Origin of the sequence: Limnohabitans sp., assembly GCF_044361645.1 — a bacterium.
Lineage (GTDB): Bacteria > Pseudomonadota > Gammaproteobacteria > Burkholderiales > Burkholderiaceae_C > Limnohabitans_A.
Map to the genome: position 1 here is coordinate 1 of NZ_JBIKIL010000063.1, position 21191 is coordinate 21191.

Sequence of the window (21191 nt, forward strand, 5' to 3'; positions counted from 1 at the left end):
GGAAATGGGCGGCGGCTCGGTGCGTATCCACCGCGCCGACGTGCAGCAAAAAGTGTTTGACGCTTTAAAGATCACGCCCGAAGAAGCCCAGCTCAAATTTGGCTTTTTGCTTGACGCCTTGCAATACGGCGCGCCGCCACACGGTGGTTTGGCTTTCGGTCTGGACCGCATCGTCACGCTCATGACCGGTGCCGAGTCCATCCGCGACGTGATCGCCTTCCCCAAGACCCAGCGCGCTCAGTGCTTGCTCACGCAAGCGCCCAGCCCGGTGGACGAAAAGCAGCTGCGCGAATTGCACATCAAGCTGCGCAATGTGGACGCGGTCAAAACCGCATAAGTTCAGGCCCAAGCCGCAGTGCGCCAACGCCACCCTTGGGTGGCGTTGGTGTTTTGATCGCCTTACAAAGCCTGAAGCGATGTTGAGCACAAATGTGTGCAGGCAAGTGTTCATTGAACTCAACTCATATGAGCCCATGAAAAAAGGCTTCAAAACCGAGGTCTTGAAGCCTTTGATGCTGGGGTTCAGCCGTGAGGTTGAACCAGATGTTTTGCAACGGCATCGCTGCCGTTAGCAGGGTTTGCAGGGCTCAGTAGCCGCCGCGGCCGCCGCCGCCACCGCCGTAGCCGCCACCGCCGGAGCGGTCACCGCCGCCACCGCCACCGCCGTAGCCGCCACCACCGGAGCGGCCACCGCCACCACCGCCGTAGCCACCACCGCCGGAGCGGTCACCGCCGCCACCGCCACCGCCGTAGCCGCCACCACCACCACCGAAGCCGCCGGTACGGGGAGGACGTGCCTCCATCGGACGGGCTTCGTTCACGGTGATGCTGCGGCCACCCAAAGATTGGCCATTCATGCCAGCAATGGCGGCTTGGGCTTCGGCATCGCTGCCCATTTCCACAAAACCGAAACCTTTGGAACGACCGGTGTCGCGCTCCATCATGACTTTGGCGCTGGTGATGGCGCCGAATTCGCCGAATGCCTGCTGCAGGTCTTCGTCGCGGACCGTGTACGGCAAATTGCCGACGTAAAGTTTATTGCCCATGGGGACTCCTGAAAAACACATGAAAACGAAAGCGATGGGGTCCCGAAAGCACAACAAACTGAAAACTGCCGCCGTAGCGCGCGAAACTGACCGATCACCTGATGTGTGGCGTTTTTAAACGCGCACCGTCTGATTATGGGGCAAAGCGGCCAAAGTAACTGAATGGATTGAAATTGTTTTATTTTTGACCTTGGTCAAACAAGGTATCTGCACGGGTTGAAAGGGCTCATGGCCAATCAATTTCCGTCAATTCGCTTTCAATTGAGCGTCATGAGGCTGGCCAATGGCAAGTTGTTGGGCGTTTCATAGTCCGCGATCAAGCATGCTCGTGTGGTGTGATCGCTGGCTTGGCGCAGCACTTCTTCGACAACGCGGACAGAGGCCGCGTCCAGCGAGGCAAAGGCTTGGTCCAACAGGGTGACCGTGGCACCTGACGCCAAAGCCGCCACCAAGCCCACTTTGCGGCGACTGCCTGTGGACAGCATGTTCAGGCGTTTGCCCAGATGGGGGCTGAGTTGCAAATCGGCCACCAAGCGGGCCTGCATGTCGTCGGACCAAGCGGGCAAGCGGCGGCGCAAATGGGCCCAACACGCCTCGGGTGAGTCAGCATCGTGCATGGGCAGGCGCAAGTCACACCAAAAGACCGATGCCGGTTGGGGTGTAGACAAGGGAACGGGCGAGCCCGAGACCCACAACTGCCCTTGAGTGGCCGCCAAGTCACCCGCCAGCAGACGCAGCAAAGTGGTTTTGCCTGTGCCTTCATCGCCCAGCAGCGCAGAAACACCCGGTTGCAAGCTCAAGCTGATTGGCTCAAACAAGGTCAGACCCGCTGGACCGCCCGTTAGCCCTCGGGCTTGCAGCACCGGGGTGTGGCAGGCCGTGCAAAACAAGGTGGTGGTCAAGGGCATGGCCGTCATGCTATCAGTTGATGCCATCTGTCAGCGTTGCAACAAGCTTGAAATGGCCAGCTCGGAAATGGCCAGCTTGGAATGGCCAACAAGCGCTTGCGCCAGAACCAGCCAGCGGCGCTGAAAACCCCAATCGGGTTCATTTTTTTGCGCCGGGCATCTGCTGGGCAATGCCGTGCCAAGCTTTGCAGCCTGAGTTGGCTTCAGGCCGGGCCTCTCAAGGGTAAAAACAGGGCATCAATGGCGCTGTGGTGGCTGACTACAATGAACCAGCTCTGTTGTCATTTTTTTGCGGGAGTCCAGTCAGCGCATGTCAGTCCCTGTTGGCTTCAAAATTCCTCAATCGGTGCTGGTGGTCATTCACACGCCTGCCCAAGACGTCTTGCTGATCCGGCGTGCTGACTGGGGCACCTGGCAATCGGTCACGGGCAGCAAAGACCACCCAGAAGAAAGCTGGCTGGAGACGGCCATCCGCGAAGTGCAGGAAGAAACTGGCATCGATGCCCAAGACCCGAGCTGCCGCCTGCAAGACTGGCAACTGGAAAACGTGTACGACATCTACCCGGCTTGGCGCTGGCGTTATGCGCCCGGTGTGAGCCGCAACACCGAGCGTGTGTTTGGCCTGTGTGTGCCGCAGACACTGCCCGTGGTGCTCAGTCCGCGCGAGCACACCGCAGCCCAATGGTTGCCTTGGCAGGCCGCTGCCGACCAATGCTTTTCCCCCTCCAATGCCGAAGCCATTCTGATGTTGCCCAGATTTTTGATGACCACCCCACCATGAAGCCCGAACGCCACGAACATCCGCTGTTGCGGGTGGCCACCTACAACATTCACAAAGGCGTGCAAGGCTTGGGGCCTGCGCGTCGCCTTGAAATTCACAACCTAGGTCATGCCGTAGAGCAGCTGGACGCTGACATCGTCTGCTTGCAAGAAGTGCGCAGCATGCACCGCCGCGAGGCGGCTCATTTCAGACATTGGCCCAGTTTGCCGCAGGCCGAGTATTTGGCTCCTGAAGGCTACGAAGCCATCTACCGCAGCAACGCCATCACCCGGCATGGCGAACACGGCAACGCCATGTTGTCGCGTTGGCCGGTGCTCACCCACCAGCACCGAGACATCTCGGACCACCGGTTTGAGCAGCGCGGTTTTCTGCACACCCAGGTTGAGGTCGTGGACCGTGTGCTGCATGTGCTGGTGGTGCACTTGGGCTTAATGCCCGCCAGTCGTGTCAGGCAAGTCGGTGCCTTGCTGGCGCACATCACGCAAGACATTCCGGCGCATGAGCCCGTGTTGGTCGCGGGCGATTTCAACGACTGGGGCACAGGTTTGGGGCGACGCATGGCGCTGGCGGGCTTTCGCGAGTGGCGCGAGCAGCCAACGCCCACCTACCCATCGCGCTTGCCTTTGAACCAGCTTGACCATGTTTATGCCCGGGGCCTGACCCCTGTGCATGCCATGGTGCCTGTGGGGCGCATTTGGCAGCGCATGTCGGACCACTTACCGCTGGTGGCTGAATTCGCTTGGAACGACTGAGCATGCGGCACAACCCGTCTTTGCGCGACGGCCATCACATCCGCTTGATCGAAGGCGGACAGGGCTATTTCGAAAGCCTGGTGGCGGCTGTAGACCAAGCGCAGTCGCATGTGTTGCTGGAGACTTATATTTTTGATGTGCACGGCGCTGCCGCTTTGGTGGCCGAGGCGCTGGAGCGAGCGGCCTTGCGGGGTGTGCGCGTGTGCTTGGTGGTGGACGGTGTGGGCACGCCCAAGCTTTCCGAAGCTTGGTCTCAGCGTTTTGCGCGGGCGGGGCTTGATTGGCGGGTTTACTCGCCATTGGGTACGCTGGGTTTGCTCATGCCCAACCGCTGGCGGCGCTTGCACCGCAAGCTGTGCGTGGTGGATGGGCACACGGCCTTTTGCGGCGGCATCAACATCCTGGACGATTGGTACGACCCGCACTATGGCAGCTTGGCTCGGCCTCGGCTGGATTTTGCGGTCAGTGCGCAAGGCGAGTTGGTGGGCCACATCCAACACAGCATGTTGCAACTGTGGTGGCGTTTGCAAGGGGCAATGCATGTCCGCGAGCGCAAAATCCCGCAGGCTTTGCGGTCCTTCAAAACAGCCGGTTTGCCGTTGTCTTGGAAGCAAGCGCTGCCCCTGCCAGACGGACAGCCCCTGCCCAGTCGGGCGGCTTTGCTGTTGCGCGACAACGTGTTGCACCGCAGCCAAATTGAACGCGCATACCTCAAAGCCATTGGCCTGGCGCGGCAGGAAGTACTGATAGCCAATGCTTACTTTTTGCCGGGACGCAGGCTGCGCAAGGCCTTGGTGCATGCTGCTGCGCGTGGGGTGCGTGTGCGCTTGCTGCTGCAGGGGCGTTATGAATACTTCATGCAATACCACGCTGCCCGCCCAGTCTATGGTGCTTTGCTGGCTGCTGGGGTGGAGATCTACGAATACGATGCGAGCTTTTTGCACGCCAAAGTGGCGGTGGTTGACCCTGACAGCGACCGATCGTGGGCCACCGTAGGTTCGTCTAATCTGGATCCGCTGAGCTTGCTCTTGGCCCGAGAGGCGAATGTGGTGGTGGCCGACCGTTTGTTCGCACAAAAATTGCACCAACGCCTGAGCCAAGTCATTGCCACGCAAAGCACGCCCATCTCGAGCTCTTGGGGCCAAAGGCAATGGCAACAGCGCTTGCGCGACCGCATCGCTTTTGGGCTGATGCGGCTGGCGCTTTTTCTGACCGGACACCGGTATTGATGCTTGGCCTGTGGGCGGCCATGGCCAAACCCCCTGACCGCTGTGCGCCGATCAATCGCTGTTAGGATCATCCCATGTTAATGACCCCCCCAGATGCCATGACTGCTTCTGCTGCCACGCCCGACGACGATGGCGTTCCTGTCTCCGTCAAGATCCGCGAGCGCATTAACGCTGCCCGCAAACGCTTTCACGCCAACGACAACATCGCCGAGTTCATCCAGCCCGGCGAATTGGACCAACTGCTGGACGAGGTCACCGCCAAAATGGCCGGTGTTTTGGACAGTTTGGTGATCGACACCGTGAACGACCACAACACGGGCGATACCGCCCGGCGCGTGGCCAAGATGTACCTCAAAGAGGTGTTCAAGGGGCGCTACGTTGAAGGCCCAGCCATCACCGAATTTCCTAACGCCGAGCACCTGAACGAGCTGATGATTGTCGGCCCCATCACCGTGCGCAGCGCCTGCAGCCACCACTTTTGCCCTGTGATTGGCAAGATCTGGATCGGCGTGTTGCCCAACGAACACACCAACGTGATTGGTCTGTCCAAGTACGCCCGTTTGGCCGAATGGATCATGGGCCGCCCCCAGATCCAAGAAGAAGCCGTGGTGCAACTGGCCGATTTGATTCAGCGCAAAACCCAGCCTGATGGCTTGGCCATCGTCATGGAGGCGAGCCACTACTGCATGGGCTGGCGCGGGGTGAAAGACATGGACAGCAAGATGATCAACTCGGTCATGCGTGGTGCTTTTCTCAAAGACCCGAACCTGCGCCGCGAATTTTTGTCATTGATTCCCAAATAGGATTGAATATGTTGGTACGCCTGCTTTACGCCAGCCGTGTGGTGGATGACCGCCCTGAAACCATCGACGCGATTTTGGCGCGCTCGCGCCAGTTCAACCCCAGCACCGGCATCACCGGCATCCTGTGCTATGGCGGCGGCATCTTTTTGCAAGCCATCGAAGGCGGACGCAGCGCGGTGAGCGAGTTGTATGGCCACATCCAAAAAGATGCGCGGCACAAAGAAGTGGTCTTGCTGCACTACGAAGAAATCTCTGAGCGCCGTTTTGGCGGCTGGACCATGGGCCAGGTGGATGCGTCACGCGTGAACACCAACATCTTGCTCAAATACTCCGAACGCGCCGAGCTCGACCCTTACAACGTCTCGGGCAAAGTCTCACTGGCCTTGCTCGAAGAATTGATGGCCACCGCCTCCATCATCGGTCGGGCTTGAGCGCAGCAGTTGTGGCTGTCCGTTTCCTCGTCATGGCGAGCGAAGCGTGGCCATCCAGCCTGCGGGGTTCTTGGCGCACTTGGCCTTGAGCATCTGGCGACAAAAGATGGACGCGTTTTTTGATCTTCGCGCTTTGCGCGGTCCATCCCAATGGATTGAAGCATGCCTCTGAGTGCGTTGGCTATGGTTGTTTTGGCCGGTTTCATCCATGCCTGCTGGAACATCGCCGCCAAAAAAGCCGGTGGCGATGTGCGCTTTGTCGCCTTCAGCTCGGTGGTGCTGATGGTGTTCTGGGCGCCGGTGGGCCTGTGGGTGGGTTGGCAGCAAGTGCCCGATTGGGGTTTGCTCGAATGGGCCTTGGTGCTGGTCAGCGCCGTGCTGCACATCGTCTATTTCATTGTGTTGCTGCGTGGCTACCGCAAGGCTGACCTGACGGTGGTGTACCCGCTGGCGCGAGGCTCGGGGCCGCTGCTGTCGTCCATGGTGGCGATCTTCTTCTTCGGGGAGGAAATTTCAGCCTTGGGCCTGATGGGCATTTTGGGCGTGGTGGTCGGTGTGTTTCTGATTGCGGGCGGCCCCGGCTTGTGGCAGGCAGCGCGCGACCCGCAGCAGCAAGCGCGTGTGCGCACGGGTATCTTTTATGGTGGCATCACCGGTGTGTTCATTGCCAGTTACACCGTGGTCGATGGCTATGCCGTCAAGGTGGCGCTGATGTCGCCCATTTTGGTGGACTACTTTGGCAACCTGTTGCGCCTGGTTTTTTTGACGCCCACTTTGTTGCGCGACCGCCCGGCCGTGTGGGCGCTGTGGTTAGAGCAAAGACGTTACGCCTTGGTCGTGGGCATCTTCAGCCCCGTGTCGTATGTGCTGGTGCTGTACGCCCTGCAGGTGGCACCGCTGTCGCATGTGGCCCCGGCGCGCGAAGTGTCCATGCTGTTTGCGGCTTTGCTGGGCGGGCATTTGCTGGGCGAGAAAGACCGGGGCCCGCGCATTGCCGGGGCTGTGCTGATCGCCGCAGGCGTCATGGCCTTGGGGTGGTGAGATGAGCCCTGTGTCATTGATCGGCTGCGATTTCTCCAGCAGCCCCAGCAAGCGCAAACCCATCGTGCTGGCCCTGGGCCAAGCCCGGCAGGGCAGGGTGCAGCTGCAATCCCTGCAAAGCTTTGACACCCTGAGTGCATTTGGCGTTTGGCTGGCGCAGCCCGCTGACTGGGTGGGTGGTTTTGATTTGCCCTTTGGCCTGCCGCGCGAATTGGTCGAAACCCTGGGCTGGCCCACCGACTGGGCCGCCTGCATGGACCATTACTGCGCCTTGGAGCGCGCCCAAATTCGCGAGCAGTTTGCGACGTTTTGCAACGCCCGCCCCGTGGGCGGCAAGTTCGCGCACCGCGCCGCCGACCGACCCGCAGGCTCCAGCCCCTCCATGAAATGGGTCAACCCGCCGGTGGCCTACATGCTGCACGCGGGCGTGTTGCTGTTGCGCCAAGCGGGGGTGCACTTGCCCGGCTTGCACGCGGGTGACGCTCGCCGCGTGGCGCTGGAGGCCTACCCCGGGCTGCTGGCGCGCGAGGTGCTGGGCCAGCAAAGCTACAAAAGCGACGACAAGGCCAAACAAACACCAGAGCGCCTGCTGGCCCGGCGCGAACTGCTGAGCGCGCTGGAGCGCGGCCAAACCCGCTTGGGCCTGCGCCTGGTGGCCAGCAATGCGCTGCTGGGGCGTCTGGCCAATGACGCCAGCGGCGATGCACTCGACGCCACCCTGTGCCTGATGCAAGCGGCCTGGGCGCAACAACAACACGAAGCGGGGCACCCGCAATACGGCTTGCCGCCGTTTGATCCGCTGGAGGGGTGGATCGTGACGACATGAGGCGGCTTAGAAGGCCGCTTTGGGGGTCTCCAAGGGTAAAAATAAATACAATGTGATTCCTATTTTGGGCTGGACAATGTGCTCAGACCCCAATGAAATGGCATCACATAGGGGAGACTTGCAGCCGTGAAAACCCTCCAATCGCTTTTTGCCCACAAGACCTGGGCCAACAACGAGTTGTTCAATGCATTGGCCGATGTGGACACGCCAAACCACGCTGCCGACCTGCACACGGCGATGCGCACCCTGAACCACATCCATGTGGTGGACAGTATTTTCCAAGCGCATTTGCGCGGCCAAGCCCATGGATTCAGCGCCACCAACACCGACGCAACCCCCGCCTTGGCCGAACTTCACTTCAAAGTGGCGCAAACCGATGCCTGGTTCCAGGCCTATGCCGCCCGCTTGACGGCCCAGCAAGCGGCCAAGCCCTTGGCATTTCAATTCACCGACGGTGACGCTGGCCTGATGACGCGGGAAGAAATGCTCATGCACGTCATTACCCACGGCGCTTACCACCGGGGCAATGTGGGTCAAGTGCTCAAGTCGATCTCGGTCGCACCGCCGCGTGATCTGTACACGAAGTTTCTGCATGTGAATGAACCAGCCCGCCGCGCCGGAAGGCTTTGAGGCCACAGCCATAAAGCCATGAAAAAGAAACCAAATCCTCAAAAGCCAGACGACGACAACCCCGAGTGGACATCCGACATGTTCAAGCAAGCCGTTCGTTTTGATGCTTTGCCCCCAACATTGCAGGCCAAACTGCGCGGCCGCCCAAAAGCTGCCAGTACCAAAGAACGCATCACCATTCGCTTGTCGCCTGATGTCGTGGGTGCTTTTCGTGCAAGGGGCCAAGGCTGGCAAACCCGTGTTGACGCTGCCTTGCGGGATTGGTTGAAAACGCATACGCAGGCTTGACTTGAGCGGGCATATTTTTTGCCGGACTCGCTTGTTTCCCTTCTGACCTCCACCCAATCAGCCATGCACACCGCCATCCTCGTCATCGATGTCCAACAAGGCCTGTGCGAAGGCCCCGAAGCCGCGCACGATTGTCCCGGCACCATAGAACGCATCAACTCGGTCACGCACCGCGCACGCGTTGCGGGCGTGCCGGTGTTCTTCATTCAGCACGAGTCGAGCGCAGGCTATCTGGAGCACGGCAGCCCTGAGTGGCAATTGGCGACGGGCTTGCAGGTGCAGGCCAGTGATCGGCGGATGCGCAAAACCACACCCGACGCTTTTTTGCACACCCAATTGCACGAGGCTTTGCAGGCCCTTGGCGTGACACGCTTGGTGGTGTGCGGCATGCACACCGAATTTTGTGTCGACACCACCACGCGCAAGGCTTTGGCCCTGGGCTACCCGGTGGTGCTGGTGTCAGATGCCCACACCTCGGCGGGCAATGCGGCCATTGGGCCGCAGCAAGTCATTGCACACCACAATGCCACGCTCACCAACATCTCCAGTTTCGGCCCCAGGGTCACGGCCGTGGCGCACCAAGAGCTTGGCTTGGGGGCGTGATCCGATGACTCCGCACACAAGCGGCAATGGCGAGGCTGACGCGCCTCTTATCAACGTGGTCGTCCGAACGGCCCGGGTTGACGATGCGGCTTGTATGGCCGTGTTGGCGACACAAGTGTGGCTTCACACTTATGCAACACAGGGCATTTCTGCAGCCATCAGCCACTACACGCGCACCGAGCTCATCCCAGAAAAGTACCTCGCCCTGTTGAACGATCCCCGGGCGCGTCTCTGGGTGGCAGAGCGGGAGGCTTGCCTCATTGGTTTTGTGGTGCTCCAGTTGGACGTGCCATGCCCAATCCATGCCCCTGCCTCTGCAGAACTTCAAACGCTTTATGTGCAAGCGCATTTTGTGGGGCAGGGTGTTGGGCGGCAGCTTCTTGGGGTAGCCGAAGAAATGGCCCGCACTCAAACGGGTTTGCCGCTGTGGTTGACGGTCAATGTGAACAATGCGCGCGCGATCGGGTTTTATCGGCGTCATGGCTATACAGCACTGGGCACAAGCGACTTCGTGATGGGGGATCAACGGCATGAAAATCATGTCTTCATGGGGTCCGCACCAGCATGCAAATAAGACAACTCACGCCAGCAGATGCCATGGCCTACAAGGCCCTGATGTTGTATGCCTATGCGCAGGCGGCCGATGCGTTCACTTCCACCCCGCAAGAACGTGCTTTGCAGCCCGACGACTGGTGGATTCACCGTATTGCCGATCCGGCCGGGCTTTCGCTTGTGTGGGGGGCTTTTGCCGAAGTGGGTTTGGTGGGCACGGTGTCTGCCGAGTTTTCTGCAAGAGCCAAGACGCGCCACAAGGCGCTGATTGTGGCCATGTTTGTGCGCGAAGAATGTCGGGGCGAAGGTGTGGCCCGTGAACTGATGCGTGCATGCATCCAGCATGGCTTAACGCGCGAGGGGCTTCGACTGCTGCAGTTGGAAGTGACCCAAGGCAATGTCCCCGCAGAGCGGCTGTACCAAAGCCTGGGTTTTCAGGCCTATGGGGTCGAGCCCATGGCGGTTTGGACGCCAGATGGTTTTCTCGCCAAAGTGCACATGTTCTTGGACTTGGCGCACAACCTGCCGCTGCTGGACACGCGGATTTGAAAACAAAGCCCCCAAAGCCAAAAAGCTTCAGTTCGCACCCATGCATCACCTGTCGCTCGGCCCTGCACAAGCCCTGAAAAAAAGCTCGATAAGCGACAGCACCCCCGTTGCCTTTCAGATAAATTGCCCCCTTTGAGTTCAGACTTTTCAAGGAGCCCGCAGATGCCCACCTTCAAGACCTTGACCGTTGCGCACGATGCGCTCAACCCGCGCATCGCCCGCCTGGTGCTGAACCGGCCCCAGCGCCTGAACGCCATCAACGAGGACATGCCCGGCGAGATCCGCGCCGCCGTGGATTGGGCCAACGACGATGCGCAGGTGCACGTCATCGTGGTCGAGGGCGCAGGCAAGGGCTTTTGTGGCGGCTACGACCTCACGGACTACGCCGAGCAGCAGCAAGAGCACCCCTGCCAGCAAGAGTCGCAGCCCTGGGACCCCATGCTGGATTACCGCCACATGAAGCGCTTCACCGAAGACTTCATGAGCCTGTGGCGCAGCCCCAAGCCCACCATTGCCAAGGTGCACGGCGCGGCGGTGGCCGGCGGCAGTGACATTGCCCTGTGTTGCGATTTGCTGGTGATGGCCGAGGATGCGCGCATCGGCTACATGCCCACGCGGGTGTGGGGCTGCCCCACCACCGCCATGTGGACCTTTCGCTTAGGCCCCATGCGCGCCAAGCAGGTCATGTTCACGGGCAATGTGCTCTCAGGCCAAACGGCGGCCGACTGGGGCCTGGCCACCGCCGCCGTGCCCTTGGACCAGTTGGAGGCACACACCCACGCACTGGCCGAGCGCATCGCAGGCGTGCCCTCGGGCCACTTGGCCATGCACAAAATGGTGGTCAACCAAGTGCTGCAGAACATGGGGCTGGAGCAAACCCAGGCCATGGCCACCTTGTTTGACGGCATCACCCGCCACAACCCCGAGGGCCTGTGGTTTCGCCGCCATGCGCAGACCGAGGGTTTCAAGTCGGCGGTGGCATGGCGCGACAGCGGCCGGCCCATCCCCGAGGGCGAGGCGGCACGCCAGCTGATCCGTCAGATGGATGAGGCGCGCCGGGGGACCCCGCCATGACCACACCCGAAAAAACCCAAGGCCCCGCGTCCTATTTCCCGTCCATCGAAAAGAAGTACGGCCAGCCCATTGCGCATTGGCTGGAATTGCTCAAGTTTTGCGCGGGCATGAAACACATGGAGCATGTGAATTGGCTCAAGACCGAGCACGGCCTGGGTCACGGGCACGCCAATGCCTTGGTGGCGTATGCGATGGCGGCTCAAAAGCCATGACACCCTCAGTGCCTAGCGCTGGCGTCAGAGTGCGGCCATGGCATCGACCGGCTTGAGTCTCGATTCACTGCGCCGCTATGCCTTGGCCCGCAGTCTGTTCAAGCCCATGAGCTTGCCCAAGGCTTTGCAGCGCTTGGGTTTTGTGCAGGCCGATCCTTTGCGTGCGCCTGCCCGCGCACAAGACCTGATCTTGCGTCACCGTGTGGAGGACTATCGGGCAGGGGATCTGGAGTCACGATATCCCGAGCTGCCCATAGAGGAAGACTTTTTTGTCAATTACGGCTTTGTGCGCCGTGATCTGCACCACCTGATGCACCCGCGCACCCCGCGAACCGTGTGGTCGGACGATCGCATGGCACAAGCCCGAGAGGTCTTGGCCTTTGTGCGCGAGGCAGGCGTTGTCAGGCCGGCTCAGGTGGCTGCGCATTTTGAGCATGGGCGTGTGGTCAATGCCTTTGGTGGCCTCAGCCAGGCCAGCACCCAGTTGCTCGACGGCATGCACTACCGTGGCCTGTTGCGTGTGCTGCGGCGCGAGGGTGGTCAGCGCCTTTACGCTGTTCGTGAGCACGAACCCAGTGGGCTCGATCCTGAGACCCTCATGGACCAGTTGGTGGATGTGATCGTGGCCAAATACGCGCCTTTGCCTGCGGCCAGTTTGGGGCAGTTGGTCGTGCTGCTGGCAGGCGGTGTGCCGCAGTGGCGAGGGCACCGCCAGGCCATGCTGCAGCGTGCGCACCTGCGCTTGCCCAGCGCTGTGCTGGACGAGACCCGTTGGTTTTGGCCCGAAGGGGAAAATCCAGCATCGCGTCGCCATGGGGTGCTGGATCGGGTGTACTTGCTGACACCTTTTGACCCGGTGGTTTGGGACCGACGCCGTTTTGAGCAGTTGTGGGGCTGGGCCTACCGTTTCGAGGCCTACACGCCTGTCGCCAAGCGGGTGCGAGGCCACTATGCGATGCCCTTGCTTTGGCGTGACCAAGTCATAGGTTGGGCCAATCTGAGTGTCCAGCAGGGCGTGTTGACGCCTGAGCTGGGCTTTGTGGATGTGGCACCCAAAGACAAGGCCTTTGCCGTGGCTCTGGACGATGAGCTTCACCGCATGGCTGTTTTCTTGAGGCTGAACGAAGCCTGATCGCGCCCTCTTGGCTTCAGGATGGCGTGCGCATTTTGAGCCAGTCACGCAAGGCCGCATTCATGCGGGTTTGCCAGCCCGGGCCACCTGCGCGAAAGGCGGCCAGTACGTCACGATCGAACCGTATGGTGGTGGATGCCTTGTCGCTGCCCGTGGGTCGTCCGCGTTGGCGGCAATAAGCCTCAATGCCCGCCTGCATTTCTTCGCGCGTTAGCGGTCGATCATCTTCATTTACGTCATCCCATACATAGGGTGTGGCGGTCTGTGCTGGGGTTTTCTGCATCTTGCTTTTGCCCATCACAGAAGCCTCACGCCATTCAGCGAGCGTCATCGAAGTCGTTTTCAAGCCAGTCATGGTGGGCGCTCCTTTCTATTTCACTCGCGGGTCTGAAGCTGATGACCCTCATCGAGTCTTCTCGCAAGACATGCACCAAAGTCTGCGAGATCTTGTGATTTTAAAATGGCTACTTTTTAAGTATTAAAAAGCATCAAGGGATACGATGAAGTCTGACCCATTACATCGCCGGGAACGCGGCTGCATCGGCGGCTGCATCGGCGGCTGCATTGATGTCGATTGACGCTCGAGAGTGCCCATGACCCTTTTGACCGAACCCATTCGTGAAACCGCTCGCCGCAGCGTGCTGTGCTGGCTGGCCACGGTAGACGCCCAGGGGCAGCCCAATGTTTCGCCCAAAGAGGTCTGGGCCATTGCCGACGACTGTCATGTGGTGGTGGCGCACATTGCTTCGCCCATCAGTGCGCGCAACATTGCGCAGCAGCCGCAGGTGTGTGTGAGCTTTGTCGATGTGTTTGTGCAAAAGGGATTCAAGCTTTTAGGTGCGGCCCGCGAAGTGCATGCAGCCGACCCCGAATTTGCGACCTGGGCCAAGCCTCTGCTGGCCATGGTGGGCCAACGCTTCACCATTCACAGCGTGTTGGTGGTCCATGTGAAATCCGTCGCTGCCATCGTGGCGCCCAGTTACCGCTTTTACCCCGATGACACCACTGAGGCTTCTCAGGTGCAGAGTGCGTTGCGGCGGTATGGAATGGGTTCGTACAAAAAATGAGGTGACAGCCTTGCCCTGTGACTGGGCTTAGGATGAGCGGTTGTGTACAACCGAATTGACTGACCCCAGGAGATGCCCATGACAACGACCGGTTTTGTGGTGACGCACGCCAAAGATGCGCAGTTCGAGCGGGGTTTGCGCTCGTTTTTTGAGTACCGCGATTTGGGCCTGAAGCAGGCCACGCAAGGGCGTGTCACGGCCAGTGTGATCCGCGCTGCTGGCGGGCATGATTTTTCCAGCCAACCGCATTTGCACCACACCGAGTTTCAGCTGGTCTACGTGCTCAAGGGTTGGATCGAGTTTGAATACGAGGGGCAGGGTGTGGTGCGCCTAGAGGCGGGGTCTTGTGTGCACCAGCCGCCGGGCATTCGCCACCGCGAGCTGGGGCACAGCGAGGATCTGGAGTTGCTCGAAGTGGTGCTGCCCGCCGACTTCAAGACCGAGACCGTGGACAGCGTCAATCCCTGAACGAAAGAGCCCATGTTCCGCAGTTTCTTTCTCTCACGCCGGTGGGCCTTGTGGGCTTGGGGTGGCTTGCTGGTCTTGGTGGCACTGGTGTTCATCACGGTGCAGCAGACCGTCAAGCTCAATGCTTGGTACGGCGAGTTTTATGACCTCTTGCAAAAGCCCGAACAAGCTGGCGGGCTGGAGAAGTTTTGGGGCTTCATGCTGCAGTTTGCGTGGATTGCTTTTCCGTTCATGTTGCTGCGCAGTTTGGAGACGTATCTGGCTTCCCACTTCGCCTTTCGTTGGCGGCAGGCCATGACCGAGGCCTACCTGCCGCGCTGGCAACGCACCGACGCGACGGTGGAGGGCGCGTCGCAACGCATTCAGGAGGACTGCATGCGCTTTGCCCGCCAGACCGAAAACCTGGGTCTTGGGCTGGTGCGTGCGCTGCTCACGCTGCTGTCCTTCATTCCGATTTTGTGGCTGTTGTCCAAAGGCATGGCGATCGCCTGGCTGCAGTTTGAGGGTTCGCTGTTTTGGGTGGCGCTGGTCACGGCGCTGGGCGGCACGGTGATTTCGTGGTTTGTAGGCATACGCCTGCCGGGGCTGGAGTACAACAACCAACGCACCGAGGCGGCGCTGCGCAAGGACCTGGTGTTTGCCGAGGACGAGCGCAGCCGCATGCACCTGCCCACGGTGCTGGAGTTGTTCATGGGGGTGCGGCTGAACAATTTCCGGCTGTTCAACCACTATGCTTACTTTCACCTGTGGAGCAATTTGTACAGCCAGATGATGGTGATCTTCCCTTTCCTCTTGATGGGGCCATCGCTGTTCACCGGCTTGATTACTTTGGGGGTGATTCAGCAGGTGAGCAATGCCTTTGGCAAGGTGAACGACGCGTTTTCTTACCTGATCGAGCGTTGGACCGACATCACCGAGCTGCGCTCGATCTACAAGCGTTTGTCGGAGTTTGAAAAGGCCTTGGTCTGAAGTCTTGACCGGCGAGGGTGTGGATCGGGTGGCTCAGATGGCGGCTGCAGCCATGTCGGCTGGCAGCGGATCCAGCGCTGTGAGTGCCTGCAGGGCTTCGGCATCGGTGCGGTAGAGCTTGAGGTGCGGGCCCTCGGTCAACTCACCGGCTCGGCGCAAGGTGGTCTCGACAGGCAGCTTGATGCCGCTGATGTGAAGGCTGATGCCCCGGCTGGTCAGCTGGCGGTGCAACTGGCCAAAGGTTTCCACACCGGTCACGTCGATGCGGTTGATGGGTTGGGCAAACAGGGCCACATGCTTCACCTCGGGGTGCTGGGCCAGGTGGTCGGTGATGGCACGGTCAAAGTCGCTGGCCGCGGCAAAGTCCAGCTCGGCGTCCATGCGCAGCGCATACAACTGAGGCGCCAAGGGCGGCAGTTTCCACAGATGACGGTCGCGCAAGCTGCCGTCGGGGTGCAGGCCCACTTCGATGATGCGCGGATGCAAGCGGGTGTGCAAAAAGTGGCTCAGACCCACCAGCACCCCGATCATCACGCCCCAGTAAATGCGCGGTGCGGTCAACAAGGTCATGGCAAAAGTGATGCCGGCGGTTATGGTTTCGATGCGGCCCACGCGCCAGAGGTTCAAAAACTGGCGGGGCTGAAACAGGTTGAGCACGGCCACAATCACGGCCGCCGACATGACCGAACGCGGCACGAACTGCAGCGCGGGCATGAGCAAGAGCAAAGCCAGCAGCACAAAGCCCACCGAGGCCACCACCGCCCAGCCCGATCGCGCGCCGGCATACAGCATGAGGGCCGAGCGTGAAAACGAGGTGCTGGTGGCAAAGCTGCCCGAAAACGCCGAGGCCAATTTGGCCAGGCCCTGGGCAAAGAGTTCGGTGCTGTCGTCCCAGCGCTTGCCCTCGCTGCGGCATTCGATGCGGGCACTGGCCGCGGTCTCCAAAAAGCTCACCAGCGCAATCACCATGGCAGGCACCCACAGCTGGTTGAGCGTGTCCAGTCCCGGCCACGCTGGCCAATAAAAATCGGGCAGGCCCGAAGGCAGCAAGCCCACCACGGCGCCGTGGTCTTGGTAATCGGTGGCATAGGCCAATGCCGACGCCATGCCCATGACGATCATGATGCCAGGCCAGCGGGGCTTGAAGCGGCGCAGCAACAAAAGAACGACCAGACTGCCCAGCCCAAACCACGCAGGCCAGCCGCTGAGCCACACCGGCCAGCTTTGCACATCCCAGCTCCAGGCTTTGACGCCCAGCAGTCCAGGCACTTGCGAGGCCATGATCAGCAAGGAGGCGGCCTGAGTGAAGCCGGTCATGACCGGGGCGCTGACCAGGTTGATCAGCCAGCCGTAGCTGCCCAGTCCCAGCAGCAGCTGTATGGCCCCCGACAGCATCGACAACCACACCGCCAGCGCCACCCACTCGGGCGAGCCGGGTTCGGCCATGCCCGTGAGCGATGCGGCGATCAGCACGCAGGTCAGGGCCGCAGGCCCTACCGATAAGCGGTTGGCGCTGCCAAACAGCACGGCCAGCAGCGCCGGAATCAGGCAGGCATACAGCCCAGTGACCAGGGGCATGCCCGCCAAGCCCGCATAGGCCACGGCTTGGGGAATCATCACCAGCGCCACGGTCAGACCCGCCAGCACTTCGGTGCGGGCCAGTGGGGCGGTCAGGCGTGGCCAGTGACGAAAACTTGAAAAACGTTGCATCTCAGGCATGCCCGATCTTAGCCGCCAGGGCTTCAGCGCTGGGGCATGTCTTTGACCGAGTAGCCCAAGCTGATGGTGGCGTCTTCAGGAATGGCGGGCACGGTGGCATCCCAGGCTTCCCAGGCCGCGCGCAGGGCCGCCAAGCGCGCGGGTTCATGCGGGGCCAGGTTGGCGCGTTCGCGTTCGTCGGCGGGGATGTTGAACAGGTAGTCGTGGCCGTCCACCCGCAGGTATTTGTAGTCGCCCAGGCGCAGGGCGCGCTGGCCCCGGTGGTTCATGCGCCAGTACAGCGGCCGCTCAAACCGGTGCGTGGCATCGCGCAGCGCGGGCAGCAGGGACACGCCGTCAAAGGGCAAGTCCTCATGGGCCTTGGCACCTGCCAGCTCGACCATGGTGGCCGACCAGTCCATGGTCATGCAGTGCTGGGTGGATGTGCCGCCCGGCGCAATCACCGCGGGCCAGTGCGCGATCCACGGCACGCGGATGCCGCCTTCGGTCAGGTCCATCTTGCCGCCCACCAAGGGCCAGTTGTCGCTGAAACGCTCGCCGCCGTTGTCACTGGTGAAGACGATCAGGGTGTTGTAGAGTTGGCCGGTTTTTTGGAGCGCATCCACCACCCAGCCAATGCCTTCGTCCATGTGGTGGATCATGCGGTGGTAGGTGTGGATGTTGCCACCGTGCAGGTGGAACAGGTTGTCTTTGACCTCGGCTGCCAGCGCATGGTCTTCGCGGGTTTCCCACGGCCAGTGGGGTGCGGTGTAGTGCACGGCGCCCGGAGCCATGCGCTCGACAAAGTCCACAGCCTTGTGCGAGATCAAGTCGGTCAGGTAGCCGTCCTCGTGCTTTTCTTCATCGTTGGTGTAGAGGTCGTGTGTGCCGTTGTTGCTGGCGTGGGTGAAGTAGTCCACCCCGCCCGACATGGGGCCAAAGAATTCTTCGTAGCCCGATTTGATCGGGCCAAAGTGCGGCGGATAGCCCAAATGCCACTTGCCAATCAAGGCCGTGCGGTAGCCGCTGGCCTTGAGCAGTGAGGGCAGCGTGGGGTGCTCCGGCGGCAGGCCCAGCACTTTGCTGCCCTTGCTTTTGCTGTTGATGGGCTCGTCGGCGCCGCCGCGCAGGCGGTACTGGTAGCGCGCCGTCATCAGCGCAAAACGCGTGGGCGAGCACACGGGTGAGTTGGCATAGCCTTGCGTGAACTTCAGGCCGCCAGCGGCCAGTTGGTCGAGCACGGGCGAGACCTTGCCAAACTTCGCGTCGCGGCCGCCGTAGCAGCCCAGGTCGGCAAAGCCGAGGTCGTCGGCCACGATGAAGACGATGTTGGGGCGTGGAGTGTTTGTTGGCGTCATGGGTTCAGTCCAGTTGCACGCCTGTGGCTTTGATGGGTTTTTCCCAGCGGGCCAAGTCCGCGCGCTGTGCCGCTGCCAAATCGTTGGCGTTGGAGCCAATCACCTCGTAGCCGAGTTTGACCATCATGTCTTTCGTGGCCGGATCGCGCGCGATTTTCATCATGGCATTTTCGAGGCGGCTCAGGGCATCGTCTTTCAGGTCGGCGGGTCCGTACATGGCAAACCAAGCCGTGGCGTCCATGTTGATGCCTGACTCCTTGAGTGTGGGCACTTCGGGCACTTGCGGATCGCGCTGGTTGCCCGTGACGGCAATGATGCGAACCTTGCCGTTTCGGTGGAGTTCGGCGGTTTCAGACACCACGTCAAATTTGTAGCCAATGTGGCCCCCCAGCAAAGCGGTGTTGGCCGGTGCGCCGCCCTGGAAAGGGATGTGGTTCAAAGTGATACCCGCCGACTGCTCCAGCAGCACGCCCATGAAGTGCGGCAGGGTGCCTGCGCCGGGCGTGCCATAGTTGGCGCTGGCCGGATCGGTCTTGGCTTTGGCCACCATCTCGGCCACGGTTTTCACATTGCTAGAGGGGCCAGAGACCACACCAAACTGGAAACGGGCGATTTGTGTGATAGGGGTGAAGTCTTTCACCGCGTCGTAGTCAAGCTTTTTATAGACATGCGGGAACAACACCATGGGGCCGCTGGGCAAGATGATCACGGTTTGGCCATCGGGTTTGGCAGCTTTGACCATGTTCAAAGCGATGCGCCCGCCTGCGCCCGGTTTGTTCTCCACCACGATGCTGCCAAAGTCTTCGCGCAGCGCTTGGGCCACCATGCGCGCCAAAATGTCAACCGAGCCACCCGGCGGGAAACCCACCACGATCTTGAGCGGCGGTTTGTCTTGGGCCTGCAAGTTGGGCCAGAGCAGGGTCAGTGCGCAAATGGCCAAGCCCAATGCCCTGCGGGAGAACGCGCTGGCGCGCTTGGGGGTGGGTGTACAAGTGAGGTGGCTGGTGTTCATGAACGTCTCCAAATGGGCTGAGGGGCCTTGCGGCGCTTTGTTGATGAGGCCTGCCCACAATGTAGCGCCCTGACTGACAATTGATCTCACAAGCATTCCCCCTGAAAACCCTGATGCTCCTGTCTCCCTCCCAACGCTTGGCAACGATTGACGACTGGCTTTTGTACCGTTTGAGCCGCTTGTCGGCTGTGGCCGGTGCGATGGTGCTGCGCTTGTGTGAGGGCGGCTATGGCATCACCCGGCGCGAGTGGGCGCTGCTCGCGCAGCTGCACGAAAACGGCAGCTTGCCGCCGTCGGTCTTGGCCCAGCGCATGCGCCGCGATCGGGCCCGCACTTCGCGCAGCTTGACGACTTTGGCGCACAAGCTGCTGTTGCGCACCATCCCCGCGCATGACCGGCGCAGTGCTTTGCTGTCATTGACACCTGCGGGGCGACAAGTCTTCGAGGTTTGGATGCCCCAAATTCAGGCCATCAACAGCCATAGCCACAGCGCTTTGCCCAGCGCTGAGGTGGCGCGTTTCGATGCGGCGCTGGAGCCACTGCAGGCGCGTGCCCAGTCCTTGTTGGACGAGCACAGCCCCGACTTGCCACGCGCCAACCGGCGTCAAGGCCAGCGCGGCAAGGACGCGGCATGACCGCATGGCGGCGCTTTATGCTGGCGCTGGCACTGTCGGTGTGTGGGGCCAGCGCGGCCCAGGCCACCGAGACTTGGCTGGGCTGGGTCAGCTGGGTGATGGACGGCGACACGGTGCTGCTGGTGCGCGAGGGGCAGAGCAAGCCTGTCAAGTTGCGCATCGAGGGCATTGATGCGCCCGAAATCTGTCAAGTCGGCGGTGCCCAGGCACGAGACGCCATGATCCGGTTGGCGCTGCGCAAGCATGTGCAGGTGCAGGCTTTGGGACAAGACAGTTACGGTCGGCAAATTGGGCGTCTGAGCCTAGACGGTGTCGACCTCGGGGCAGAGATGGTGCGTTCGGGCATGGCCTGGGCCTACCGTTTTCGCACGGGCACAGGCCCTTATGCAAGCGCTCAGCGACTGGCGCAACAACAAAAACTGGGGGTGTTTGCCCAAACCCAGAAGCCCATGTCGCCGTCCGTTTTCAGAAATTTCCATGGCCCATGCCATGGTGCAGGCTTGTGAGCTGGCATGTGGCTGTGAAACAGGCTCCGAGTCAAACTTGTGCGGCCGCGCGCCCCGCGCCTTACCAAACTATGGTGAGTCCAGCCCGTCATATCTATGCACGGTAGGTAAGGCTTGAATTCGGAAGGCCCGCATTCAAAACTCCTCTGTATCAGCAAGCATTTTTTTGACAAAATCATTAATAGATAGACGGTTTTTAATGTTTATTTAAATTATCATATTGGCCCGTTGGTGATATTCTTGGACTCAATTCATCTTGAGTCCGATTCATGATCACACTCCAACGCATCAACGAGCAAGGCAGCCAAACCCTGCAACTGGCCGATGCCGCCACCTTGCAGCTCAGATCGGGCGAGAGCCTGGTGTTGGCCCAAGAGGGTGTGACGTTTGCGCGCGACGGCCTGAACCTGATCATCAGCGTGCCCGCATCCGGCCAGTTGCCAGCGCAAAGCATCACGGTGCAGGGGTTTTTCAACGCAGCTGTGGTCGCCCAAGTGCTGCTGCAAGAGCCGGGCGAGCCGGTGCGCATTGTCAATCCGAGCAGCCTGGACGTGCCCCCCTGGCGGCCCAGCGAGGCCAACGCGCCAGCGCCCCTGCCCGAGAACCAGCAAAGCCTGAACC

General features: G+C 60.8%; 28 protein-coding genes. 22 read left to right on the plus strand and 6 right to left on the minus strand.

Annotated elements, in window-relative coordinates; genetic code table 11:
* On the plus strand, positions 1 to 337 hold a 337-nt coding region (locus tag ACIQ39_RS11060; protein ID WP_396434656.1), incomplete at its 5' end, for an amino acid--tRNA ligase-related protein.
* Between the two features lie 250 nt (positions 338 to 587).
* Here the strand turns inward: ACIQ39_RS11060 and ACIQ39_RS11065 are convergent.
* Positions 588 to 1046 carry an RNA recognition motif domain-containing protein gene (locus tag ACIQ39_RS11065; protein WP_396434657.1) on the minus strand — a complete coding sequence of 153 codons (459 nt, stop codon included), beginning with the start codon at positions 1044 to 1046 and terminating at the stop codon, positions 588 to 590.
* A 257-nt stretch (positions 1047 to 1303) separates the two neighbouring features.
* Positions 1304 to 1954: an ATP-binding cassette domain-containing protein gene (locus ACIQ39_RS11070; protein ID WP_396434658.1), complete on the minus strand. Its 651-nt coding sequence runs from the start codon at positions 1952 to 1954 to the stop codon at positions 1304 to 1306.
* A gap of 310 nt (positions 1955 to 2264) precedes the next feature.
* Here ACIQ39_RS11070 and nudB point away from each other — a divergent pair, with 310 nt between their 5' ends.
* The 15 genes from nudB (at position 2265) to ACIQ39_RS11145 (ending at position 12857) form a co-directional block, all read left to right on the plus strand.
* Positions 2265 to 2735, plus strand: coding sequence for a dihydroneopterin triphosphate diphosphatase (gene nudB / locus ACIQ39_RS11075; protein WP_396434659.1), 471 nt, complete (start codon positions 2265 to 2267; stop codon positions 2733 to 2735).
* Entirely contained in the window at positions 2732 to 3487 is a 756-nt protein-coding gene (locus tag ACIQ39_RS11080; protein WP_396434660.1) for an endonuclease/exonuclease/phosphatase family protein, read from the plus strand. Before nudB ends, ACIQ39_RS11080 begins: the two co-directional genes overlap by 4 nt.
* Before the next feature lie 2 nt (positions 3488 to 3489).
* A complete protein-coding gene (gene clsB / locus ACIQ39_RS11085; RefSeq protein ID WP_396434661.1) occupies positions 3490 to 4716 on the plus strand; it encodes a cardiolipin synthase ClsB in 1227 nt (408 codons plus the stop codon).
* Positions 4717 to 4796: 80 nt separating this feature from the next.
* Entirely contained in the window at positions 4797 to 5519 is a 723-nt protein-coding gene (gene folE / locus ACIQ39_RS11090; RefSeq protein WP_396434683.1) for a GTP cyclohydrolase I, read from the plus strand.
* A gap of 8 nt (positions 5520 to 5527) precedes the next feature.
* Positions 5528 to 5950: a BLUF domain-containing protein gene (locus tag ACIQ39_RS11095; protein WP_396434662.1), complete on the plus strand. Its 423-nt coding sequence runs from the start codon at positions 5528 to 5530 to the stop codon at positions 5948 to 5950.
* 162 nt (positions 5951 to 6112) lie between these two features.
* Entirely contained in the window at positions 6113 to 6991 is an 879-nt protein-coding gene (locus ACIQ39_RS11100; protein WP_396434663.1) for an EamA family transporter, read from the plus strand.
* Position 6992: 1 nt separating this feature from the next.
* Positions 6993 to 7817, plus strand: a complete 825-nt coding sequence (locus tag ACIQ39_RS11105; protein ID WP_396434664.1) for a DUF429 domain-containing protein — start codon at positions 6993 to 6995, stop codon at positions 7815 to 7817.
* Positions 7818 to 7943: 126 nt separating this feature from the next.
* Positions 7944 to 8447 carry a DinB family protein gene (locus ACIQ39_RS11110; RefSeq protein WP_396434665.1) on the plus strand — a complete coding sequence of 168 codons (504 nt, stop codon included), beginning with the start codon at positions 7944 to 7946 and terminating at the stop codon, positions 8445 to 8447.
* 18 nt (positions 8448 to 8465) lie between these two features.
* Complete coding sequence (locus tag ACIQ39_RS11115; RefSeq protein ID WP_396434666.1) at positions 8466 to 8735, plus strand: BrnA antitoxin family protein; 270 nt, start codon at positions 8466 to 8468, stop codon at positions 8733 to 8735.
* Positions 8736 to 8798: 63 nt separating this feature from the next.
* Positions 8799 to 9338 carry a cysteine hydrolase family protein gene (locus ACIQ39_RS11120; protein WP_396434667.1) on the plus strand — a complete coding sequence of 180 codons (540 nt, stop codon included), beginning with the start codon at positions 8799 to 8801 and terminating at the stop codon, positions 9336 to 9338.
* A gap of 4 nt (positions 9339 to 9342) precedes the next feature.
* Complete coding sequence (locus ACIQ39_RS11125; protein WP_396434668.1) at positions 9343 to 9912, plus strand: GNAT family N-acetyltransferase; 570 nt, start codon at positions 9343 to 9345, stop codon at positions 9910 to 9912.
* On the plus strand, positions 9903 to 10439 hold the full coding sequence (locus ACIQ39_RS11130) for a GNAT family N-acetyltransferase (RefSeq protein ID WP_396434669.1): 537 nt from the start codon (positions 9903 to 9905) through the stop codon (positions 10437 to 10439). Before ACIQ39_RS11125 ends, ACIQ39_RS11130 begins: the two co-directional genes overlap by 10 nt.
* A gap of 162 nt (positions 10440 to 10601) precedes the next feature.
* Positions 10602 to 11513, plus strand: coding sequence for a crotonase/enoyl-CoA hydratase family protein (locus ACIQ39_RS11135; protein ID WP_396434670.1), 912 nt, complete (start codon positions 10602 to 10604; stop codon positions 11511 to 11513).
* A complete protein-coding gene (locus tag ACIQ39_RS11140; protein ID WP_396434671.1) occupies positions 11510 to 11725 on the plus strand; it encodes a DUF4287 domain-containing protein in 216 nt (71 codons plus the stop codon). Before ACIQ39_RS11135 ends, ACIQ39_RS11140 begins: the two co-directional genes overlap by 4 nt.
* Positions 11726 to 11762: 37 nt before the next feature.
* Positions 11763 to 12857: a DNA glycosylase AlkZ-like family protein gene (locus tag ACIQ39_RS11145; RefSeq protein WP_396434672.1), complete on the plus strand. Its 1095-nt coding sequence runs from the start codon at positions 11763 to 11765 to the stop codon at positions 12855 to 12857.
* 16 nt (positions 12858 to 12873) lie between these two features.
* Here the strand turns inward: ACIQ39_RS11145 and ACIQ39_RS11150 are convergent, their stop codons facing one another.
* Positions 12874 to 13212, minus strand: coding sequence for a BrnA antitoxin family protein (locus tag ACIQ39_RS11150; RefSeq protein WP_396434673.1), 339 nt, complete (start codon positions 13210 to 13212; stop codon positions 12874 to 12876).
* 238 nt (positions 13213 to 13450) lie between these two features.
* On the opposite strand from ACIQ39_RS11150, the gene ACIQ39_RS11155 reads away from it, so the two are divergent.
* From ACIQ39_RS11155 to ACIQ39_RS11165, 3 genes are all read left to right on the plus strand, one after another.
* Positions 13451 to 13924 carry a pyridoxamine 5'-phosphate oxidase family protein gene (locus ACIQ39_RS11155; protein WP_396434674.1) on the plus strand — a complete coding sequence of 158 codons (474 nt, stop codon included), beginning with the start codon at positions 13451 to 13453 and terminating at the stop codon, positions 13922 to 13924.
* Positions 13925 to 14002: 78 nt separating this feature from the next.
* Positions 14003 to 14392 carry a cupin domain-containing protein gene (locus ACIQ39_RS11160; protein WP_396434675.1) on the plus strand — a complete coding sequence of 130 codons (390 nt, stop codon included), beginning with the start codon at positions 14003 to 14005 and terminating at the stop codon, positions 14390 to 14392.
* A gap of 12 nt (positions 14393 to 14404) precedes the next feature.
* A complete protein-coding gene (locus ACIQ39_RS11165) occupies positions 14405 to 15361 on the plus strand; it encodes a putative transporter (protein ID WP_396434676.1) in 957 nt (318 codons plus the stop codon).
* Between the two features lie 33 nt (positions 15362 to 15394).
* Here ACIQ39_RS11165 and ACIQ39_RS11170 read toward each other — a convergent pair whose 3' ends face one another.
* The 3 genes from ACIQ39_RS11170 to ACIQ39_RS11180 are packed head-to-tail and all read right to left on the minus strand — an operon-like array spanning position 15395 to position 19429.
* Entirely contained in the window at positions 15395 to 17080 is a 1686-nt protein-coding gene (locus tag ACIQ39_RS11170) for a SulP family inorganic anion transporter (protein ID WP_396434677.1), read from the minus strand.
* A gap of 23 nt (positions 17081 to 17103) precedes the next feature.
* Positions 17104 to 18417, minus strand: coding sequence for a sulfatase (locus tag ACIQ39_RS11175; RefSeq protein ID WP_396434678.1), 1314 nt, complete (start codon positions 18415 to 18417; stop codon positions 17104 to 17106).
* Positions 18418 to 18421: 4 nt separating this feature from the next.
* Positions 18422 to 19429 carry a Bug family tripartite tricarboxylate transporter substrate binding protein gene (locus ACIQ39_RS11180; protein ID WP_396434679.1) on the minus strand — a complete coding sequence of 336 codons (1008 nt, stop codon included), beginning with the start codon at positions 19427 to 19429 and terminating at the stop codon, positions 18422 to 18424.
* Between the two features lie 113 nt (positions 19430 to 19542).
* Here ACIQ39_RS11180 and ACIQ39_RS11185 point away from each other — a divergent pair, with 113 nt between their 5' ends.
* The 3 genes from ACIQ39_RS11185 to ACIQ39_RS11195 form a co-directional block, all read left to right on the plus strand.
* Positions 19543 to 20064 (plus strand): MarR family winged helix-turn-helix transcriptional regulator, encoded by a 522-nt coding sequence (locus ACIQ39_RS11185; protein ID WP_396434680.1) that lies wholly within the window; start codon positions 19543 to 19545, stop codon positions 20062 to 20064.
* Positions 20061 to 20570, plus strand: coding sequence for a thermonuclease family protein (locus ACIQ39_RS11190; protein ID WP_396434681.1), 510 nt, complete (start codon positions 20061 to 20063; stop codon positions 20568 to 20570). Before ACIQ39_RS11185 ends, ACIQ39_RS11190 begins: the two co-directional genes overlap by 4 nt.
* Before the next feature lie 269 nt (positions 20571 to 20839).
* Positions 20840 to 21191: hypothetical protein (locus tag ACIQ39_RS11195; protein WP_396434682.1), on the plus strand; the 352-nt coding region annotated here is incomplete at its 3' end.

Coding starts and splice junctions, on each gene's coding strand:
- ACIQ39_RS11065 (WP_396434657.1), bottom strand. CDS start 1,046: ATGGGCAATAAACTTTACGTCGGCAATTTGCCGTACACGGTCCGCGAC.
- ACIQ39_RS11070 (WP_396434658.1), bottom strand. CDS start 1,954: ATGCCCTTGACCACCACCTTGTTTTGCACGGCCTGCCACACCCCGGTG.
- nudB (WP_396434659.1), top strand. CDS start 2,265: ATGTCAGTCCCTGTTGGCTTCAAAATTCCTCAATCGGTGCTGGTGGTC.
- ACIQ39_RS11080 (WP_396434660.1), top strand. CDS start 2,732: ATGAAGCCCGAACGCCACGAACATCCGCTGTTGCGGGTGGCCACCTAC.
- clsB (WP_396434661.1), top strand. CDS start 3,490: ATGCGGCACAACCCGTCTTTGCGCGACGGCCATCACATCCGCTTGATC.
- folE (WP_396434683.1), top strand. CDS start 4,797: ATGACCCCCCCAGATGCCATGACTGCTTCTGCTGCCACGCCCGACGAC.
- ACIQ39_RS11095 (WP_396434662.1), top strand. CDS start 5,528: ATGTTGGTACGCCTGCTTTACGCCAGCCGTGTGGTGGATGACCGCCCT.
- ACIQ39_RS11100 (WP_396434663.1), top strand. CDS start 6,113: ATGCCTCTGAGTGCGTTGGCTATGGTTGTTTTGGCCGGTTTCATCCAT.
- ACIQ39_RS11105 (WP_396434664.1), top strand. CDS start 6,993: ATGAGCCCTGTGTCATTGATCGGCTGCGATTTCTCCAGCAGCCCCAGC.
- ACIQ39_RS11115 (WP_396434666.1), top strand. CDS start 8,466: ATGAAAAAGAAACCAAATCCTCAAAAGCCAGACGACGACAACCCCGAG.
- ACIQ39_RS11120 (WP_396434667.1), top strand. CDS start 8,799: ATGCACACCGCCATCCTCGTCATCGATGTCCAACAAGGCCTGTGCGAA.
- ACIQ39_RS11125 (WP_396434668.1), top strand. CDS start 9,343: ATGACTCCGCACACAAGCGGCAATGGCGAGGCTGACGCGCCTCTTATC.
- ACIQ39_RS11130 (WP_396434669.1), top strand. CDS start 9,903: ATGCAAATAAGACAACTCACGCCAGCAGATGCCATGGCCTACAAGGCC.
- ACIQ39_RS11135 (WP_396434670.1), top strand. CDS start 10,602: ATGCCCACCTTCAAGACCTTGACCGTTGCGCACGATGCGCTCAACCCG.
- ACIQ39_RS11140 (WP_396434671.1), top strand. CDS start 11,510: ATGACCACACCCGAAAAAACCCAAGGCCCCGCGTCCTATTTCCCGTCC.
- ACIQ39_RS11145 (WP_396434672.1), top strand. CDS start 11,763: ATGGCATCGACCGGCTTGAGTCTCGATTCACTGCGCCGCTATGCCTTG.
- ACIQ39_RS11150 (WP_396434673.1), bottom strand. CDS start 13,212: ATGACTGGCTTGAAAACGACTTCGATGACGCTCGCTGAATGGCGTGAG.
- ACIQ39_RS11155 (WP_396434674.1), top strand. CDS start 13,451: ATGACCCTTTTGACCGAACCCATTCGTGAAACCGCTCGCCGCAGCGTG.
- ACIQ39_RS11160 (WP_396434675.1), top strand. CDS start 14,003: ATGACAACGACCGGTTTTGTGGTGACGCACGCCAAAGATGCGCAGTTC.
- ACIQ39_RS11165 (WP_396434676.1), top strand. CDS start 14,405: ATGTTCCGCAGTTTCTTTCTCTCACGCCGGTGGGCCTTGTGGGCTTGG.
- ACIQ39_RS11170 (WP_396434677.1), bottom strand. CDS start 17,080: ATGCCTGAGATGCAACGTTTTTCAAGTTTTCGTCACTGGCCACGCCTG.
- ACIQ39_RS11175 (WP_396434678.1), bottom strand. CDS start 18,417: ATGACGCCAACAAACACTCCACGCCCCAACATCGTCTTCATCGTGGCC.
- ACIQ39_RS11180 (WP_396434679.1), bottom strand. CDS start 19,429: ATGAACACCAGCCACCTCACTTGTACACCCACCCCCAAGCGCGCCAGC.
- ACIQ39_RS11185 (WP_396434680.1), top strand. CDS start 19,543: ATGCTCCTGTCTCCCTCCCAACGCTTGGCAACGATTGACGACTGGCTT.
- ACIQ39_RS11190 (WP_396434681.1), top strand. CDS start 20,061: ATGACCGCATGGCGGCGCTTTATGCTGGCGCTGGCACTGTCGGTGTGT.